Annotated in this window: 15 protein-coding genes and 2 tRNA genes; 12 read left to right on the top strand and 5 right to left on the bottom strand. The window is 48.7% G+C overall.

The features are described 5' to 3' along the window. Positions 1–22: 22 nt before the first annotated feature. Positions 23–2,047, bottom strand: a complete 2,025-nt coding sequence (gene feoB / locus ACFQ3W_RS19710; protein WP_379320943.1) for a ferrous iron transport protein B — start codon at positions 2,045–2,047, stop codon at positions 23–25. After that, on the bottom strand, positions 2,044–2,286 hold the full coding sequence (locus tag ACFQ3W_RS19705) for a FeoA family protein (protein ID WP_379320942.1): 243 nt from the start codon (positions 2,284–2,286) through the stop codon (positions 2,044–2,046). Before ACFQ3W_RS19705 ends, feoB begins: the two co-directional genes overlap by 4 nt. Before the next feature lie 245 nt (positions 2,287–2,531). Here ACFQ3W_RS19705 and ACFQ3W_RS19700 point away from each other — a divergent pair, with 245 nt between their 5' ends. The 7 genes from ACFQ3W_RS19700 (at position 2,532) to ACFQ3W_RS19670 (ending at position 8,888) form a co-directional block, all read left to right on the top strand. Beyond that, positions 2,532–3,497, top strand: coding sequence for an aldolase catalytic domain-containing protein (locus ACFQ3W_RS19700; protein ID WP_379320941.1), 966 nt, complete (start codon positions 2,532–2,534; stop codon positions 3,495–3,497). 264 nt (positions 3,498–3,761) lie between these two features. Then, a complete protein-coding gene (locus ACFQ3W_RS19695; RefSeq protein WP_379320940.1) occupies positions 3,762–5,873 on the top strand; it encodes a putative bifunctional diguanylate cyclase/phosphodiesterase in 2,112 nt (703 codons plus the stop codon). Between the two features lie 270 nt (positions 5,874–6,143). Continuing rightward, positions 6,144–6,220, top strand: a tRNA-Pro gene (locus ACFQ3W_RS19690). Positions 6,221–6,227: 7 nt separating this feature from the next. Further along, a tRNA-Gly gene (locus ACFQ3W_RS19685) sits at positions 6,228–6,301 on the top strand. A 213-nt stretch (positions 6,302–6,514) separates the two neighbouring features. Then, on the top strand, positions 6,515–7,423 hold the full coding sequence (locus ACFQ3W_RS19680; protein WP_379320989.1) for a helix-turn-helix transcriptional regulator: 909 nt from the start codon (positions 6,515–6,517) through the stop codon (positions 7,421–7,423). 66 nt (positions 7,424–7,489) lie between these two features. Then, positions 7,490–8,230: a zinc ribbon domain-containing protein gene (locus ACFQ3W_RS19675; protein ID WP_379320939.1), complete on the top strand. Its 741-nt coding sequence runs from the start codon at positions 7,490–7,492 to the stop codon at positions 8,228–8,230. 19 nt (positions 8,231–8,249) lie between these two features. Beyond that, a complete protein-coding gene (locus tag ACFQ3W_RS19670; RefSeq protein ID WP_379320938.1) occupies positions 8,250–8,888 on the top strand; it encodes a GyrI-like domain-containing protein in 639 nt (212 codons plus the stop codon). 21 nt (positions 8,889–8,909) lie between these two features. Here the strand turns inward: ACFQ3W_RS19670 and ACFQ3W_RS19665 are convergent, their stop codons facing one another. Next, positions 8,910–9,113, bottom strand: a complete 204-nt coding sequence (locus ACFQ3W_RS19665; RefSeq protein ID WP_379320937.1) for a YwbE family protein — start codon at positions 9,111–9,113, stop codon at positions 8,910–8,912. Positions 9,114–9,259: 146 nt separating this feature from the next. Between ACFQ3W_RS19665 and ACFQ3W_RS19660 the strand changes: the two genes are divergently transcribed. From ACFQ3W_RS19660 to zapA, 4 genes are all read left to right on the top strand, one after another. Then, entirely contained in the window at positions 9,260–9,496 is a 237-nt protein-coding gene (locus ACFQ3W_RS19660; protein WP_379320936.1) for a hypothetical protein, read from the top strand. Positions 9,497–9,578: 82 nt separating this feature from the next. Continuing rightward, complete coding sequence (pheS, locus tag ACFQ3W_RS19655; protein WP_379320988.1) at positions 9,579–10,613, top strand: phenylalanine--tRNA ligase subunit alpha; 1,035 nt, start codon at positions 9,579–9,581, stop codon at positions 10,611–10,613. 26 nt (positions 10,614–10,639) lie between these two features. Further along, positions 10,640–13,090, top strand: a complete 2,451-nt coding sequence (gene pheT, locus ACFQ3W_RS19650) for a phenylalanine--tRNA ligase subunit beta (protein WP_379320935.1) — start codon at positions 10,640–10,642, stop codon at positions 13,088–13,090. A 112-nt stretch (positions 13,091–13,202) separates the two neighbouring features. Then, positions 13,203–14,897, top strand: a complete 1,695-nt coding sequence (gene zapA, locus ACFQ3W_RS19645; RefSeq protein WP_379320934.1) for a cell division protein ZapA — start codon at positions 13,203–13,205, stop codon at positions 14,895–14,897. 87 nt (positions 14,898–14,984) lie between these two features. Here the strand turns inward: zapA and ACFQ3W_RS19640 are convergent, their stop codons facing one another. Both ACFQ3W_RS19640 and ACFQ3W_RS19635 read right to left on the bottom strand, forming a co-directional pair. Beyond that, the gene (locus ACFQ3W_RS19640; protein WP_379320933.1) at positions 14,985–15,323 is read right to left on the bottom strand and encodes a cytochrome C oxidase subunit II; all 339 of its coding nucleotides are present in this window, start codon (positions 15,321–15,323) and stop codon (positions 14,985–14,987) included. A 222-nt stretch (positions 15,324–15,545) separates the two neighbouring features. Further along, positions 15,546–15,908 carry a phage holin family protein gene (locus tag ACFQ3W_RS19635; RefSeq protein ID WP_379320932.1) on the bottom strand — a complete coding sequence of 121 codons (363 nt, stop codon included), beginning with the start codon at positions 15,906–15,908 and terminating at the stop codon, positions 15,546–15,548. Between the two features lie 155 nt (positions 15,909–16,063). On the opposite strand from ACFQ3W_RS19635, the gene ACFQ3W_RS19630 reads away from it, so the two are divergent. Next, on the top strand, positions 16,064–18,430 hold the full coding sequence (locus ACFQ3W_RS19630) for an endonuclease MutS2 (RefSeq protein ID WP_379320931.1): 2,367 nt from the start codon (positions 16,064–16,066) through the stop codon (positions 18,428–18,430). The last annotated feature ends 12 nt before the right edge of the window (positions 18,431–18,442 follow it).

The following is an 18,442-nucleotide window of genomic DNA, read 5'->3' as shown; positions in this document are numbered from 1 at the left end:
AACAAGAAGCCCAAAGGTCAGGTTAGGATAACCCGATCATTCGACCGCCTTGATAAATGATTAATGAAACGACATAGGCAAGAGATAGGCAGTATGCGATGGAGAACAGGGTCCATTTCCAAGATGCCGTTTCCTTGCGAAGAACGCCAACCGTTGCCAGACACGGTGTGTATAGAAGAACGAATGCCATGAAGCTGTAGGCCTGCAATGGCGTGAACGCAGTGGCAATTTGGCCTTGAAGGCCGGCCATATCAGGAACGTGGTAGATGATGTTCATCGTGGATACGACGACTTCTTTAGCCATAAAGCCGGTGACGAGTGAAGCCCCTGACTGCCAAGTTCCAAACCCGATCGGCTGAAGCACGGTGGCGAACAAGCCGCCGACGGATGCGAGGTAGCTGTGATCCATGTCTTGGGCAACGCCGCCTGGACCAAGATAGGTGAGCACCCAAATGAGCACTGACCCACCGAGGATGAATGTTCCGGCTTTACGCAGGAAGCCCTTTCCTTTTTCCCATGTACTACGGAACAAAGTAACGCCTTGAGGCATCCGGTATGGAGGCAATTCCACCATAAAGAAGGAATGCTGTTTCTTAAAAAAGAAAATAGAAAAGACCTTGGCGAGCACAAGCGCCATGACTATGCCCAGTAAATAAAGTGACAGTACGACTAGAGCCTGAGCACGAGCGAAAAAGACACCGCCAAACAGCAGGTAAACGGGGAGTCGCGCCGAGCATGACATAAGTGGGATCAACAGCATCGTTAACATCCGTTCCTTTGGCTGCTCGATACTTCGGGAAGCCATTACGGCCGGAACGTTGCAACCAAATCCGAGAATGAAAGGAATGAGTGCTTTTCCGTTAAGTCCGACGAACTCCATAACTCTGTCCATCATCACTGTAATCCGTGCCATGTAACCGGAGTCTTCAATAAATGAAATGATCAGAAACATGATAAATATTTGCGGGACAAAAACCAGTACCCCTCCAACCCCACCAATGATCCCTTCTTGGATGAGGGCGTGGGTAAAGCTTGAGGCCCCGGCGGCATTTAGCAGTTTCTCGGCTCCGTCGCTAATCGGCCCGGATATGAGGGCATCGAGGGCGTCCGATAACGGAGTTCCAGCCCAATCAAACGTTAGTTTAAAGGTAATAAACATGAAGGCGATAAAGAGTGGTACACCCCATAAAGGATGAGTAACAATTTTATCGATTTTTTCGGTTAATGTATTCGGCTTGACATGAGAAGCATCAACCGCAACATTGCATATTTCTTTAATGCGCTTCATTCTTACTGCACGAATATGCTCTTCTAAGGAGTCAGCGATTCCTTGAGTTTTAAGTTGCTTTTCGGCTTCCGAGCGCATTAGCCTTAGTTTTTTCAGATCGGCTTGCGGCGGTAACGAACCGATTACGGCAGGATTTCCCTCTAGAAACTGAAGAGTCATCCACCGGCTGGATGGGTGGTTTGCAGATAGGACTTCATTTAATTCCCGGGAAATTTTCTCGATCACCTGCTCAACGATTTCTCCATAGTTAATGGAGAAGTTTGGTGCTGCTGTAGGAGTATCCTGTACTTGTCCCATTGCCTGAAGAATTTCTTTAGTTCCTTTACCAGTTCGAGCAACGAGCGGTACAACAGGAACCCCCAGCTCAGCTTCGAGCAAATCGGGCTTAACGACTAGCCCGTTTGACATGGCCACGTCCATCATATTTAAACCGATGATCATAGGCTTACCGTATTCCAGTACTTGCAAGGTCAAGTATAGATTACGCTCCAGCTTAGAAGCATCAACGATATTGATCAAAAGTGACGGTGCTTCCGTAGCTAAATATTCGGCGGCAACACCTTCGTCGCGGGATAAAGGATGCAGAGTGTAAATTCCAGGAAGGTCCGTAAGATTACCGGATTTATCTCGCAACTGGCCAACCTTTTTCTCAACGGTTACCCCAGACCAATTGCCGACATATTCATATGACGTCGTTAGCGTATTAAATAAGGAGGTTTTTCCTGTATTAGGATTTCCGATAAGTGCTGCGCTGCTCATGAAACCGACACCTCAATATAGGCTGCTTCCTTCTGCCGAATACCCAGCAGTTGACCGCAGCACTCCAGTGTCACGGGACCGCCGCCAGGACAATATCTTTTTACGGTCACGGAGGATCCCTCTTGAATCCCCAAATCCGCGAGTCTCCGCTTCAAAATAGGATCCATGTCCCCAATTTGAGTGATTGAGCCTTTTGTTCCCGGTTTTAGTGCAATCAAGCAGCATTGACATAATTCCATAACTTTCCACCCCTTAAGATGCCTCTCATGCTTTGTAGCCTATCAATCTTGTTTTAGGATATCTCTATTGTACTCTTACTGAGAATGAATATCAATTGCGTGTACAAGTAATATATCATGATCATTTAAACCATACTGTGAATATTGTCATATGCCGGGGTTCCTAATTTTGTTTCCTTTACTTTTTGTTTTCGCATCAAGTATGATGATTAGTAAAACCTAAATATGAAAGAGGAATATATTAGATGAAAGCAAATCAATGCAAAATTGTCGATTGCACGATACGTGACGGAGGTTTAGTCAACAACTGGGATTTTAGTGTGGAATTTGTGCAAAAGCTGTACGCTGGCTTAAACAATGCGGGTGTAGATTACATGGAAATCGGCTATAAAAATTCGCCCAAGCTTCTAAAGGGTGCTGACCAGGCGGGACCATGGCGTTTTCTGGATGATGATTTCCTGCGGAAAGTAATCCCTGAGAAGGGCAACACCAAGCTATCCGCATTGGTTGATATTGGGCGTGTCGATGAGAATGACATTTTGCCACGCAGCGAAAGTTTGCTTGATTTGATTCGTGTAGCCTGCTATGTGAAAGATGTAGACAAAGCGCTACAGCTTGTGCAGCTTTTTCATGATCGGGGTTATGAAACTACGCTGAACATTATGGCATTGTCTAATGTAATGGATAACGAGCTGCTGGAAGCTTTTGAAATGATTAAGGAAAGTGTCGTTGATGTCGTTTATATCGTGGATTCCTACGGCAGTCTCGATTATAAAGACATGGAGTACTTGGTGAACAAATTCAAAACACATCTGCCCAATAAACGGCTCGGTGTACATACGCATAACAATATGCAGCTTGCTTTCTCCAATACGCTTGTTGCCGCCGAGAACGGTGTCGAGCTACTGGATGCTTCCGTATATGGTATGGGACGCGCGGCAGGTAATTGTCCGACTGAGCTGCTCGTTACGCATTTGAAAAATACAAAATATCGCTTGCGTCCGGTGTTGGATGTTCTGGAGCAATTGCTTGTACCGCTGCGTGAGAAGGAAGAGTGGGGATACCTTATTCCATACATGATTACGGGTACGCTGGACGAGCATCCTCGTTCGGCAATGGCGCTGCGGGCTTCCGAGGATAAGGATAGAGTCGTAGATTTTTACGATAAATTAACGACTCCGGAAATCAACTTTGACAATAGAAAAAAATAAGCTAAAAAGGTTCGGCCAACTGGTCGAACCTTTTTTTGACGTTTTTCTTATTGCCAAACAAGGGGGAAATAAGAGATTATAAAGAAAGGCAAATCAGAGACTTTAGACCTAAATTATCATTCTATATGCCTATCTGATTAGGGGCGACTAAAGGTTTGCCATGACAGCGAGAAATTTGGAGAAAAGGCAGGAAAAGTGCGGAATATGTTGAATAATTATTTGCATGACAGAAGACAGATATTTGCGTCCGGAGGTTGATGAACATTGAGGATCAGGAAAGAGGAAAAAACAACAATCATACACGGGATCATCGGGCTCGCCTTGTTCATTGTTGTTCTTCGGTTATCAACCATGTCCGGGTTACCCCAAATGACGGGGAAAGCGATGCAGGCACTTCATCTTACTGCAGGGCTTCTATGTTTGGGTGTATCGTTTGCGATCTTTACCCAGGGTTGGATTGTGTTTGTCGAGAAGTTGTCCAGGCAGCGGCTTTATTCCGCCGTTTTGTTCTCTGTCATCGGTATTTTGGACGTACACTATGCCGCATCATACAGCGGAATTACTCTTTTGGGCTTTAGACCTAGTTTTGCCTTGTCGACATGGTTTTTGACCGTATCACATATTTTAGGTGCCTTCGGGATGTTGGCTATTTTCACTTCGAAGGAAAAGCAGGTATCTGGAAATCACCGGATAACCGTGTTTACTGCAGCGGCGGTTCTGACTGTCTCCGGTTTAATACTAATGAATTTTTATCAGGATCAGTTACAGGCATGGTACGGAACATCCAAGCTTGATTTAGGAGATTTGGCGGTACTGCTAGGCATTCCGCTGCTATATTTTTTCGCTATCATAGCCACCTTATATCGTCATCGCGTCTTACGTCCACCGGCGGTAATGACCGTTACCCGAGCTTTGGTGTATATGATGATTGGGCACATATTGCTGACTATACCGCTGGCTGATTCCAATGGGATTAAACTAGTGGCCGGGCAATGGTTTATGGCGGTTTCGTATTATTTTGTGTTGAAGGGCGTTTATCGATTGACGATTGAAGAGCCATTCAAAGGGCAGCAGCTTGCTGAGGCACAGATGAAGCATATGGCCTATTATGATGATTTGACGGGTCTGCCGAATTTACGGCGAATGAAGGAGCAGCTTGCTGAAAGTCTAGCTTTTTCCGAAGTCTGCACAGGTGTGGCCGTGATCAATATCGACCGATTCAAAGCGATTAACGACTCGCTCGGCTACAGTGCAGGGGACAAGCTGTTAACGGAATTAGGGGACCGCTTATCCAAACTGTGTGTTGGCAAAGACAGCGTTTACCGGATGGGTGAAGACGAATTTGCCATCATTCTGGCGGAGATGAACGATAACGCCTCGGCGGAAGCAAAAGCGAAGCAACTGCTAAGCTCTATAAACCCTACGATTATGATCGATGATACAGAGTATCATATTTCACTGAGTATGGGATTATCGATATTTCCGGATGATGGTGATTCGGTGGATCAAATGATTCAGTATGCAGATATGGCGGTACATCACGCTAAGGAACATGGTGTTGAATTTTCCCGTTATACTGCTGCGATGAAGATGAGAACGCAATCGAGAGTTGAGCTGGAGAACGATATGCGTAAAGGCTTGGAGCGAGAGGAGTTTTTCCTTGAGTTTCAACCGCAAATTGGTTTGGATACCGGAAAGATGCTAGGTATGGAGGCTCTTGTTCGGTGGAATCACCCGAAACGGGGACTGCTCCCGCCGAGTGAATTCATTCCACTAGCTGAGGACAGCGGTCTTATTGTGCCGCTCGGCGAATGGGTGCTGAAGACGGCGTGTCAATACAATAAAAAGTGGCAGGATGAAGGCTATGACCCGGTTTGCGTTTCAGTTAATTTGTCCATGCGCCAATTCCGGCAGTACAATCTTACGGAACGGATCGATTCTATTCTTCAAGAGGTTGGCTTAGATCCGCGCTATCTGGAGCTGGAAGTTACGGAAAGCATGACGTATGATATCGATACGGCTTTGGAGCAATTGTACCGTTTGAAAAAATTAGGCATACATATTAGCATCGATGATTTCGGTACAGGGTACAGCTCGCTGTATTATTTGAAGAGTTTGCCGATCGACCGGCTGAAGATAGACCGCTCCTTCGTCAAAGAGGTTATGTGTGACGGCAATGATGCGGCGATCGTATCGACCATCACGACGATGGCTCACCACCTCAAGCTGAAGGTAACTGCAGAAGGCGTAGAAAATCAAGAGCAGCTGGAGTTTCTCAAGCTGCAAAATTGCCATGAAGGACAAGGTTATTTATTTAGTAAACCGGTACCTGCATCAGAATTTGAAAGTAAATTTCTTAGCCGGAAAGCCGGTTAAGGTAGTCATTACGTCACTACCGTACAGGGGGAGAGGCGCTAGATGAATAGCTGTATTTCATACAGTTATTTTATCGTCCTCCTCTAGTTGAGAGAAAGTAGATGTAATGATGCTAGCGGCGATTGCTTCATCTGTGACGAGCATGTGGATATATCCTCTCTCTAGAGCAGCCAGGCAAAATAAGTTCCAATTTATTATGTTGCATTGATGTTAGAAAAATGTTATATTATATCTTGTTCTCACAAGAACGGCTGCGGCCGATATAACTAACGGGACGTAGCTCAGCTTGGTAGAGCACCTGGTTTGGGACCAGGGGGTCGCATGTTCGAATCGTGTCGTCCCGACCATATATTTGCGGGTGTAGTTCAATGGTAGAACTCCAGCCTTCCAAGCTGGTAGCGTGGGTTCGATTCCCATCACCCGCTCCATACAGTAATTCACGAATCCTTAAACCATTAAGGATTTTTTTGTGTTCTTTTATGGTAATCGACCTTACGTTTTCCCTTCTCATAGTCGTTCATGGACACCAGCATTTAGCGCTTTTTTACCCCGCTCTTAAAGTTGTTCGAGCTCACTTTTAAGACATCCCTCCGCAACAAGACTGCTGTATACTGTATTCAAGGAGTGATCGAACCTTGCAGATGAATCGGTTGTTTGAAATTGTATACATACTGATGGAACGCAAAACGGTGACGGCGGCAGAGCTGGCTGAACGTTTTGAAGTGTCTACGCGGACGATATACCGTGATATGGACACACTCAGTGGGGCGGGCATTCCGGTCTATTGCACAAAGGGTAAAGGTGGCGGAATCGGACTGCTGCCGGATTTTGTGCTGAACAAATCGCTGCTCACCGAAGAGGAGCAGAATGAAATCTTGTTCGGCCTGCAAAGCCTTACCGCAACTCATGCGGCAGATTCCGGTCTGGTCCTGTCTAAATTGAGTAGTCTGTTTCAAAAGGAAGAGATTAATTGGATCGGCGTCGATTTTTCTCATTGGGGCAGCGGCGATTTAGAGAAAGAAATGTTCAGCAGACTGAAAATGGCCATTTTGCAATCCGAAGTCATTACCTTTACATACTACAGTTCGAAATGCGAGAAGAGTGAGCGGCAGGTCGAACCGATGAAGCTGCAGTTTAAAAATCGAGCATGGTATCTGCAAGGCTATTGCCTGCAGAAGCAGGATTTTCGCAGTTTCAAAATGAGCCGGATCGAAAATGTACATATCACCGGGGCACATTTTGAACGGAGACAAAAGCAGGCCCCCGACTTCGAATCAAGCGTGATGCGTCCGGAGCAGGTCGTCCGTCTAGAGCTGGAGTTTTCTCCGCGTATCGCCTTTCGTATCTTTGATGAATTTGACCGATCACAGGTAGTTCGTGTTGAGGACGGTTCCCTAAAGGTATCCGTCTGGTATCCGGAGGATGAATGGGTTTACGGTTATCTGCTTTCTTTCGGCGAAGACGTGCATGTTATTTCTCCAGCCCATGTAAGACGTATTCTAGGGGAAAAAGCAAAAAAAATAGCTAACTTGTACAATGACTCTGTTTAATATGACATACTGTTGTCAAATTAACCTTGGTACAATGGCACTATCATAAGAAGGGATGTGTCGATTGTGGTGAAAACAACGATCAAGTATGTGCCGGAATTTACGGTTGTTGGGAGGTTGGGACAAGGAAAGTCGGAGGAAGGGCCGCAGTGGATCTTGCCGCTCTGGGATCAGGCAAATGCACAGTATGGCATGGTCGAAGATATCGTAATCAAGGGTGAGAGCGGAGCTCCAAAAGGCATGTGGGGAATCATGGGACACCCGGACAAGTTCCTGGGCAGATGGGATAATGAGGGACTGTATTTGGCAGGATGTGAGATTGAGGCGGATGGCGAAGCCCCTGAAGGGTGGACGAAGTGGACGGTTCCAGCCCAAACCTATCTGGTCGCAGACGTCACACAAACCGCTTACGGTGAGGTGTTTGGCGAAGTTATCGAGCAGTATATGCCTAAGCATGGCCTGCATATGGTGGGCGCCGCCCACGAGCATTATCCGGAGCCAGGAAATCCACAGCGCGTGGAGCTATATTTTCCGATTGCCGAGAATTACGTATTTTGCCAAAGCTGTGGAATGCCGTTAACGGAGAATGAGCATCTTGGTACCGAAGAGGATGGGGATGTAAACTACGACTACTGCCAGTATTGCTACCAAAACGGAAGCTTTACCGGCAATCAAACCATGGAGGAAATGGTAGAGCTTTGCTTGCAGTACGGTGGAGATTCGGGCATGTTTGAGGACAAAGAAGAAGCCAGAAAGGCGATGCTAGGGTGGTTTCCAACGCTGAAGCGCTGGAAGAACGGGAATTAGGGTAGGAGGAGGAGAGTCAGTGCCTGCCGATAAGCTGGATTTTAAAAAGAAATACAAGGATTTGTATTTGCCGAAGGGAGAGCCTGAGCTGATTCAGGTGCCGAAAATGAACTTTATTGTGGTGGCGGGTGAGGGCGCTCCGGAAAGTGAAAGCTACCAAAACGCAGTACAAATTTTGTACTCCCTGACATATACGATAAAAATGAGCAAAATGAGCGGAAGTCAGCCCGAAGGCTATATTGAGTATGTTGTTCCGCCACTTGAGGGGCTGTGGGATTCAGCCGCCGGAGTAGGTTATGACCCAAACCGTGACCAGTGGCGTTGGACTTCGATGATTCGCCAGCCCGATTTTGTGACGCAGAGCGTGTTCGAGTGGGCCTGTAAGCAGGCGGCTAAAAAGAAACCAGAGCTGGATTTTAACCGTGCCCGGCTAACGACTTACGATGAGGGGCTGTGCGTGCAGATGATGCACACGGGGCCGTACAGCAGGGAGCTCGGCTCGATCGACCGAATGCAACAATTTATAGCGGAAAACGGCTTAATCGATTGCTGTGGTACGGACCGTAAGCACCATGAAGTCTACTTGAAGGATCCGCGGAAAACGGCTCCGGAGAAGCTGAAAACCGTTCTGCGGCACCCGGTAAGCAAAAAACTATAATACGGAAATGTCATGTAGCTACTAATGTTGATCCGGATGAATGACCTTAACCCGGCCGACCTGACCGTCCTGCAGTCGGACTTTGATGCCGTGAGGGTGGCTCACCGAATTCGTTAATATATCCTTCACGATGCCGCGGGTTAGACGGCCGGTTGGTTGGTCTTTTTTCAATACGATGTCGACAGTGAGTCCAGGGATAATGTTCTTGCGTTCGTTTCCGTTCATGTTGTCCTCCTTGATGGTTTACTATATGAGTAAGGATATCATATTTGATCAACAGCTTGCTAATGGCGCCAACATTGCATATAATACAAAATAGTCAAAGAATCGTGGGAATAGCGCCAGGATTCTTCTTAACAAGAGCAAATGCGATGATGGAGAAGAGTAAGCAGAAGCCTCCTTACAGGGAAGAGATGCCGGAGATTGAGAGCGTCTCTATGGAATTAGACTGCCGAAGTTCGCTCCGAAGCAGTTCCTTGAACCGCCGTACTACCGCCTCTGGGTGTGTATGCCGGGGTAGTAGGGGATACCGGTCCTCGATCCGTTATATCGTTAAAGTGAGAGTATGGAGAATGATCCGTCACGTCAACTTGACTCGGATTGGCTAATGCTCTAACAAGGGTGGTACCACGGTCTTTTCGTCCCTTAGGGAGAGAAGGCCTTTTTATTTTGCCTTTAGGAGGAAAAATGATGAAAGAACGTCTGGAAGCAGTCAAGCACGAAGCGTTGGAGCAGCTTTCTAAAGCGGCGGACGCCGTGCATTTGAACGACCTGCGGGTTAAGTATTTGGGTAAAAAAGGCGCGCTGACCGAAATTTTGCGCGGAATGGGATCGTTAAGCGCTGAGGAGCGCCCTCTGATTGGCCAGGTGGGCAATGAAGTTCGTGGCGCGATCGAAGCACTTCTTGAGGAGAAGCAAGCTTTCTTCCAACGGAAGGAGACCGAGGCGAGATTGGCTGCCGAGAAAGTGGATGTGACCCTTCCGGGACGCCCGATGAAGCAAGGCGGGATTCATCCGCTGAATCAGGTCATTCAAGATATCGAGGATATTTTTATCGGAATGGGTTATCGCATTGCCGAAGGTCCGGAGGTCGAGACCGATTATTACAACTTCGAAGCATTGAATTTGCCGAAGAACCATCCGGCCCGCGATATGCAGGATTCCTTCTATTTGACAGAAGACCTTCTGATGCGGACCCAAACTTCGCCGGTACAGGTTCGTACGATGGAAGCGATGAAAGGTGAAGTACCGGTCAAAATCATTTGCCCGGGGCGGGTGTTCCGGCGTGATGACGACGACGCTACGCACTCCTTCCAGTTCCACCAAATCGAAGGACTTGTCGTCGGCAAAAGAATCCGCATGAGCGACTTGAAAGGCACATTGCTGGAATTCACCCGCAAAATGTTCGGACCGCAAACTCAAATTCGCTTGCGTCCGAGTTTCTTCCCATTCACGGAGCCTAGCGTAGAAGTAGATGTAACCTGCATGAAATGTGGCGGACACGGCTGCCGGGTGTGCAAACAATCCGGGTGGCTGGAAATTTTGGGCAGCGGCATGGTTCATCCGCGCGTTCTGGAGATGAGCGGCTACGATCCGGAAGAATATAGCGGTTTTGCTTTCGGGATGGGCGTAGAGCGTATTGCGATGCTGAAGTATGGCGTTGACGACATCCGTTACTTCTATAACAATGACCTGCGTTTCCTGCAGCAGTTCGCCAGAGTTTAATTTTTGGAAGAGGGAAGGGACTTACAATGAAAGTATCAACCGAATGGTTGTCCGATTATATTTCGCTGGATCAAGTAAACGTGAAAGAGCTTGCCGAGCAAATTACACGCTCCGGAATCGAGATCGACTCCGTGGAACATCGCAACAAAGGCGTTACCAAGGTTATTGTCGGTTATGTGAAAAGTAAAGAAAAACATCCGGATGCCGACAAGCTGAACATTTGTATCGTTGATGCCGGAGAACCGGAGGAACTGCAAATCGTTTGCGGTGCGAAAAACGTAGCGGCAGGGCAAAAAGTGCCGGTTGCTCTGGTCGGCGCGAAGCTGCCTGGCGGAGTAGAAATCAAAAAAGCTAAGCTGCGCGGCGTTCCATCACAAGGGATGATCTGCTCGGCCAAAGAGCTTGGCATGAATGACAAGCTGCTCCCGAAAGAGCAGCAGGAGGGCATTCTTGTACTGCCGGAGGATACGGAAATCGGTACGCCTATTGCAAAATTGCTTGGGCTCGATGATCAGGTGCTGGACTTCGATCTGACGCCGAACCGGTCCGATTGCTTAAGCATGATTGGCGCTGCTTACGAGGTCGGAGCTATATTGGGTCGAGACATCAAGCTGCCCGATCCGGAGAAGGAACTGATTGAAACTTCCCCATCGGCCCACGATATGATTAAGGTGAAAATCGATGCCCCTGAGCTGTGCAGCCGCTATGCTGTACGCTATATATCTGATGTGAAAATAGGCCCGTCACCGCTGTGGATGCAAAACCGGTTGATGGCTGCAGGCATCCGTCCGATCAGCAACATCGTCGACATTACCAACTACGTGATGCTGGAATATGGACAACCGCTTCATGCTTTTGATGCTGAAAGGATCACTGGAGGCGTTATCGGCGTTCGTACCGCGAAAGAAGGCGAAATGCTAGTTACGCTCGATGGCCAGGAAAGACGCATAGAAGCAGGTGCTCTGCTTATCGTCGACGGCAATGATCAGCCTGTCGGTTTAGCTGGCGTCATGGGCGGGCTGAACTCTGAAGTGACGGAGCAAACGACGAATATCGTGCTCGAATCGGCCAAATTTGATGGCGGCACGGTTCGCAAAACATCCCGTCAGCTAGGCCTCCGCTCAGAAGCGTCCCAGCGTTTTGAGAAGGAAGTTGACCCGGCCGCAGTCATACCGGCACTGAACCGTGCAGCGGCTTTGATGTCAGCATATGCAGGTGGATGCGTCTCCCAAGGCATCGTCGAAATCGTTAATCAGGAGCCGGAAGAGCTGAGCATTGCCCTGTCGCTTCGTAAGCTTAACGATTATTTAGGGACGGACATTTCATCGCTCGAAACAAAAACGATTCTGAATCGACTGAAGTTCAAGAACGGAGATCTTTCTGGAGATGCCATTGAAGTGCAGGTGCCTACGCGCCGGGGAGATATTACCCGGGACGTAGACCTGATCGAAGAAGTCGCAAGATTGTACGGATACGATAACCTCGAATCAACAGCCATTGAAGGGCCGACCACCGCAGGCGGATATACTGAGTCACAAGCTTTGCGCCGCAGTATGCGGAACATGCTCGTGCACGGTGGCTGGCAGGAGGTCCTCGGTTATTCCTTTATTCGTGAAGGGATGAGCCCGAAGTTCCCGCTGTTTAGCGAAGGAAACCGTGAGATCAAGCTGGCGATGCCGATGAGCGAGGACCGCAGCATATTGCGGAGCAGCTTGCTTCCGGGAATGATCGACATTGCGGTGTATAATCGCAATCGGAAGCTGGACAATATCGCATTGTTTGAAATTGGTAATGTATTTGAATCGGATGAGGCAGTACTGACGAAGCAGCCTCGTGAGGTGCCTGCCCTCGGCTTGCTTTTGACGGGAGAACGCCAGGAGAAACGCTGGAATGCTCCGGCCGAAAAGGTGGATTTTTTCGACATCAAGGGTGCACTGGAAAGTCTGTTTGAGTACATTGGACTCGGCGAGCGTATTACCTATGTGGCGGATCAGCCAAAGGGCTTCCATCCAGGACGTTCGGCTTCCATCTACTTGACTGTTCCCGAAGGCAACCTATGGATTGGTTCGGTTGGACAGCTTCATCCGGAGCTGCAACATGAAGTGGACCTTGACGATACGTATGTTGCTGAGTTGCTGCTGAGTCCGATCTATGAATATGCTGGTGACGTAGTGGTTTATCGGGAACTGCCGCGGTTCCCGGCCATGCAAAGAGATATCGCCGTTGTTGTTGATGCGGAGGTTGAGACTGGGGCGATGATCTCTTCCATTCGGCAAACGGCTGGCGAACTTCTGGAGAATGTACAAGTTTTTGATATCTTCACCGGCTCCAAGCTGGGTGAAGGGAAGAAGAGCGTTGCCTTGTCTCTAGTATACCGTCATAAAGAACGGACGCTGACGGATGATGAGGTGGCTGCGGTTCACGAACAGGTCGTTGCCCAGCTCGCGGAAACTTTTGCTGCAGAGCTTAGAAAATAGCAGGAATTGGCCGAAGTCACATCGAATCAGTGTATGACAAAAGATTCGATGTGACTTTCGTGTAGTTACCAGACATCTCAGATCTAGCGAGGACCGAAGGAGGCACAAAGCTTTGAATACCCAAGGCCGGATTAGTGTAAATGTAGAAATTTACGGGACTTCTTATAAAATCGTCGGCAGCAGTGCGGAATATATGAAGCAAGTTGCTCGCCGTGTGGATGAACTGATGCGCAGCATTTCCCAGATGTACTCCCATTTGGATACTCCTCGTCTGGCGGTGCTGGCAGCCGTCCGAATGTCCGAAGAGGCAATCAAGGGAGAGCAGCTGCAAAGCGAGTTGCAAAGTGCTAAACAGGAAAATACTGTTCTTGTACAGGAGAATTCGGCTCTACAAGGGCTTCATGTGAAGCAGGAGAGCATGTATAAGGCGCTTCAGGAAGAGAATCAGCGCTTGAAGGATGAGAAGAAAGGACTTTCCGAGCAAATTGGCAAGCTGGAGGCTTCTATTGGACAGCGGGATGGTGAAGCTCAAAAGCTGAAAGGGCGCGTCCAAGACCTGGAACGTCAATTAAGCGAGCTGCGCGGCAGCAACTCACAGCTTCAGGTCAAGCTGCGTAATGCGGAACAGCTTACGGTAAAGGAAAAAGGAGAACGCGAAAAACTACAGGAGCAGGTAAGTCAGCTTCAGCACAGGGAGCAAAATGCCAAAGCTGCCGAGCAGCGTGCACTTGAAAGCAACAGCAAGCTGGAGCGTCAAAGCAAAGAGCTGCAGGAATCGCTGCAGAAGGCCGAATCCGGGGCAGCCAAGCTGCAGGAGCAGGTAAGCCAGCTTCAGCATAGAGAGCAAAATGCCAAGGCTGCCGAACAGCGTGCGCTTGAGAGCAGCGGAAAGTTGGAGCGCCAGAGCAAGGTGCTGCAGGAATCATTGCAGAAGGCCGAATCCGAGACGGCCAAGCTGCGGAAGCAGCTTCAAGAAGCCAAGGAGATGGAAAACAAATTACATTCCGATGTAACTGATGCTCTGCAGAACGAAAAATCTTGGCAAAAGCTTGCTGAAAAACGTAACGAAGAGATCAGTAAACTGGAGATTAGCCTGCTTGAGGCTACGGATCGCAGAGAGCAGCTTGAAAAGCAGCTTAAATCATCGGCTTCCAATTTGACAAATGTTCAGGACGCGCTGAAGTCCGAGCAAGAGAAGTCAAACGATATGACAACACAGCTTGAGGCTCTTCGTTTACAGCTGGAACAGGCGGCACGTGAGCGGGAAGCAGCGCTTCAAAAGGCCGACTCAGTTGGAGAAGAGAAGCAAAGACTGGAAGATGAAATTTCTAGCCTCAGCAGCCGTTTACAGAAGCTGGACCAAGAGGTTCAGGAGTATGCAGCGCTTGCGGACGAGCTCGAACAATATCGGCAATCCGCCGAAAGCAATGAGCAGGAATGGAAGCAGCAATTGGCTTCAGCGGAGCAGGAGCTTAGCTCTTGGCACGAGAAGGAGGCCGATCTCCAGCAGCAGCTTGCGCAGTGGCAGCAGGAATGCGCAGCCGGTGGAGAACGGGTGGTGACCTTGTCTAGCGATTATAAGACGCTGGAGAATGAAAAGAACCGGATCGATGAACAGTTGCAGCAAATTTCTGAAAGCTATGAGATCGTGTCCCATGAATATAGGCTGCTTCAACTTCAGCGTGAGGCTGAACTGGAGAATCTCCAGAAGCAGGAAGAGGAGTATCGCCGTTTGAAAGAGGATTATGCGAAGCTTCAGACGGAATACAATGAATGGATCGAACTGATTGAACAGGATCAGACTTGACATGCTTATCTTGTAAAAGATAACAGCGCGAAGCTTCTGGGCATTACGTCCCGGTAGTCCGCGCTGTTTTTTTCTGACTTAACAAGTCTATTCTACAATGATCTTGGCGATCATACCGCTGTGGCCTGCCCCGCACATGACCGAACAAGCCATTTCGTATTCTCCGGCTTCCTTCGGAACGATGACAGCGGAATCATCCTTCTGGTCGAGTTCTAGTTTGAGTCCCGGAACAAGTATGCCATGATTGCCGGAGGCGTTTTTAAATACAATTTTAACGGGAACATCCTTCTTCAAGTGGTATTCCGTTTGATCGAACTTGTAGTTCGAAGCTTCGATCACCAATTCGGCTTCCGGCTTGACGTTACTTTCACCAGCTGAAGTCGTTTTGGCGGAATCTTCTCCGTTGCAGGCAGCTAAAGTTAACATAAAAACAGAACACACAATAATTGCAATATGTTTTTTCACATTACAGCCCTCGCAATCACGTATATTTGTGACAAAATCAAGAATATCATACCGTGATTTCGTGAAGAACGACGGTTCCAGTTTTGAAAAATTATTGAACATTTTTCCATTATGTAAAAAGAAAGAGGTTGTTTATTGTAGCTAAGCTACTCATAACAACCCCTTTGCTTTTTGTTTCTGTGATTAACGGGTAGCCTTATCCTTACCTGCATCAAATGGCGTTGCTACAGGGATGAATAGGTCGATGATCCCAATGACCAAAGCAGCCAGCAAAGCCCCGATAATGGAAACAGAGACACCGGCAACGATGAACTGGGCGAGCCAGATCACAAGCGCGCTTGTGAGAAAGCCGACGATTCCGCGCCCGAAAGGGGTCACCCTGCGTCCAAAGATGCCTTCAATGGCCCAACCGATCAGGGCAATAACAAGAGCCAGCAGCAGTGCACTGCCGAAACCACCGATACTGAACTGAGGTACAAGCCAGCCTACAACGAGCAGAACCAGGGCAGAAACGATAAATCGTACGACATGTCCCAGAAAATGCATGGCACATAGCCTCCTTTTAGAAGTAAGTACGTTTGGCTATCCGTAATTATGATGTTCAGCGAGAAGACTTCTTATGTGTCCTTATAAGCAAAATGGCGAAATTTGCATCCTTTCGCTATAATGAGATCATAGCCCGAGGGGAGTTGTGAGCGTTCTTGGACGATAAAATTTTTAAAACCATGGAGTATCAGAAAATTATAGATCAGTTGGTGGGCTACTCCCAAACGATGATGGGAAAACAAGCTGCTGAATCACTTCGGCCTGTTACCGACTTGGAGGAGGTAAAGACACTTCTTCAGGCTACGGATGAAGCGTTTAAAGTTGATCGGCTCAAAGGAGCCCCCGGCTTTGGAGGAATCGTCGATATTACTCCTGCGGTGAAGCGGGCACGGATCGGCGGAACGCTGAATCCACACGAATTGCTCGGGGTGGCAACTACACTGGAGGGTTCTCGCCGGATCAAAAGATATATCGCTTCGATGGAAGAGGAGCACGAAGTTAGGCTTTTGTTTACTCTGGCTGATTCGTTGAGCGAACAGAAGCCGCTGGAGGACGCGATCAAACGCTGTATCGACGACAGCAGCGAGGTGCTGGATTCTGCTAGCCCTGAGCTGGCCCAAATCCGCCGGGAGCTCCGTGGAGGAGAAGGGCGAATTCGTGAAAAGCTCGAAAACATGATCCGCTCATCTACGGTCTCTAAAATGCTGCAGGACCAGCTTATCACGATTCGGGGTGACCGGTTTGTGATCCCTGTAAAGGCGGAATATCGCGCCCATTTTGGTGGAATTGTACACGATCAGTCTGGCTCCGGGGCAACGCTGTTTATCGAGCCTGAGTCGATTGTTGCGATGAACAATAAGCTGCGGGAAACTCGGCTTAAGGAAGAACGGGAAATCGAGGTTATCCTGCAAAAACTGACGGCACTTGTTGGAGAGCAAGCTGAACTGCTGCTATATGACAGCGATGTGCTTGGACAGCTTGATTTTATTTTCGCCAAAGCAAGATTGGCTCGGGAAATGAAAGCCACGCTGCCGCGTATGAATGACCGTGGATACCTCAAGCTGAGAAAGGGACGGCATCCGCTCATACCGCTGGAACAGGTTGTTCCGATCGACGTAGAATTGGGCAATCAATATACGACGATCATCGTAACAGGTCCGAACACCGGCGGGAAAACGGTGACGCTTAAAACGATCGGTTTGCTCAGTTTAATGGCCATGTCAGGACTGTTCGTGCCAACCGAGGACGGAAGCCAGCTCTGTGTATTTGACGCGATCTATGCCGATATCGGTGATGAACAAAGCATTGAACAAAGTCTCAGTACCTTTTCTAGCCATATGACGAACATTATCTCGATTCTGAAAAATATGACGCCAAAAAGCCTGGTGCTGCTTGACGAGGTAGGGGCGGGAACCGACCCGGCCGAAGGCTCCGCGCTGGCGATTGCCATTTTGGAGCATATTCATGCGCTGGGCTGTCGGATGGTTGCGACGACACACTACAGTGAACTCAAGGCCTATGCTTATGAACGGAAGGCCGTGATTAACGCCAGCATGGAGTTTGATGTCAACACGCTTAGTCCAACCTATCGACTTCTAGTCGGAGTTCCGGGACGAAGCAACGCTTTTGCCATTGCCGAGCGCCTTGGACTGCCGGAACGGATTCTGGAGTTTGCCCGCGGCGAAGTGAAGGAAGAGGACCTGAGAGTCGAAAATATGATCGCATCTCTGGAACAAAACCGACTTGGAGCAGAACAGGAACGGGAAACGGCCGAAAAGCTGCGGCGTGAGCTTGAGGTTTTGCGCAGCAGACATTCTGCTGAGCTCGAGAAACTGGAGCAGCAGAAGGATAAGCGGCTCGAGAAGGCGGAGGAGGAAGCTTCCGCCATCGTCGCCAAGGCCCGCCAGGAAGCCGAGAAGATTATTGAGGATTTGCGCAAGCTGGCCCAAGAGGAAGGGGCGGCTGTTAAGCAACATAAGCTGATAGCCGTTCGCAAGCAGCTGGATGAAGCGGAGCCGGAACGCCGCAAGAAGACCGGAGCGACGCGTAAAGCGGCGAACCAACCACGCCGAATTGAGCCGGGTGACGAGGTCATGGTCTACAGCCTTAACCAAAAAGGCCATGTCGTAGAGCTTGCCGGCAGCAAGGAAGCGCTCGTACAGCTTGGCATCATGAAAATGAAGGTAAGTCTGGACGATATGGAATTGATAGCATCGGCGCCGGTCAACAAACCGGTTCAGCGAACGGCAGCCAATGTCAAGCGGACGCGGGACGAAAATGTTCGGACCGAACTTGATTTACGTGGCTCGAATTTGGAGGAAGCGTTAATCGAAGTGGATCGCTTTATCGACGAGGCTTACCTTGCCAATCTTGGCCAGATTTACATTATCCACGGCAAGGGAACAGGCATTTTGCGCTCGGGGATATCTGATTATTTACGAAGACACAAGCATATTAAAAGTTACCGTCTAGGCAATTATGGGGAAGGCGGAAATGGGGTTACGGTGGCTGAACTGAAATAACGGGGAGGAGAG

This window comes from Paenibacillus puldeungensis (genome assembly GCF_042678945.1).
Taxonomy (GTDB): Bacteria; Bacillota; Bacilli; order Paenibacillales; family Paenibacillaceae; genus Fontibacillus; species Fontibacillus puldeungensis.
This window is presented reverse-complemented; position numbering and strand designations above follow the sequence as displayed.

Bases quoted from the DNA above. Each gene is read 5' to 3' on its own strand.
- ACFQ3W_RS19660 (WP_379320936.1), top strand. From the start codon at position 9,260: ATGATGGAGAAGAGTAAGCAGAAGCCTCCTTACAGGGAAGAGATGCCG.
- pheS (WP_379320988.1), top strand. From the start codon at position 9,579: ATGAAAGAACGTCTGGAAGCAGTCAAGCACGAAGCGTTGGAGCAGCTT.
- ACFQ3W_RS19665 (WP_379320937.1), bottom strand. From the start codon at position 9,113: ATGAACGGAAACGAACGCAAGAACATTATCCCTGGACTCACTGTCGAC.
- feoB (WP_379320943.1), bottom strand. From the start codon at position 2,047: ATGAGCAGCGCAGCACTTATCGGAAATCCTAATACAGGAAAAACCTCC.
- ACFQ3W_RS19635 (WP_379320932.1), bottom strand. From the start codon at position 15,908: ATGCATTTTCTGGGACATGTCGTACGATTTATCGTTTCTGCCCTGGTT.
- pheT (WP_379320935.1), top strand. From the start codon at position 10,640: ATGAAAGTATCAACCGAATGGTTGTCCGATTATATTTCGCTGGATCAA.
- ACFQ3W_RS19680 (WP_379320989.1), top strand. From the start codon at position 6,515: ATGAATCGGTTGTTTGAAATTGTATACATACTGATGGAACGCAAAACG.
- ACFQ3W_RS19700 (WP_379320941.1), top strand. From the start codon at position 2,532: ATGAAAGCAAATCAATGCAAAATTGTCGATTGCACGATACGTGACGGA.
- ACFQ3W_RS19640 (WP_379320933.1), bottom strand. From the start codon at position 15,323: ATGTTAACTTTAGCTGCCTGCAACGGAGAAGATTCCGCCAAAACGACT.
- ACFQ3W_RS19705 (WP_379320942.1), bottom strand. From the start codon at position 2,286: ATGGAATTATGTCAATGCTGCTTGATTGCACTAAAACCGGGAACAAAA.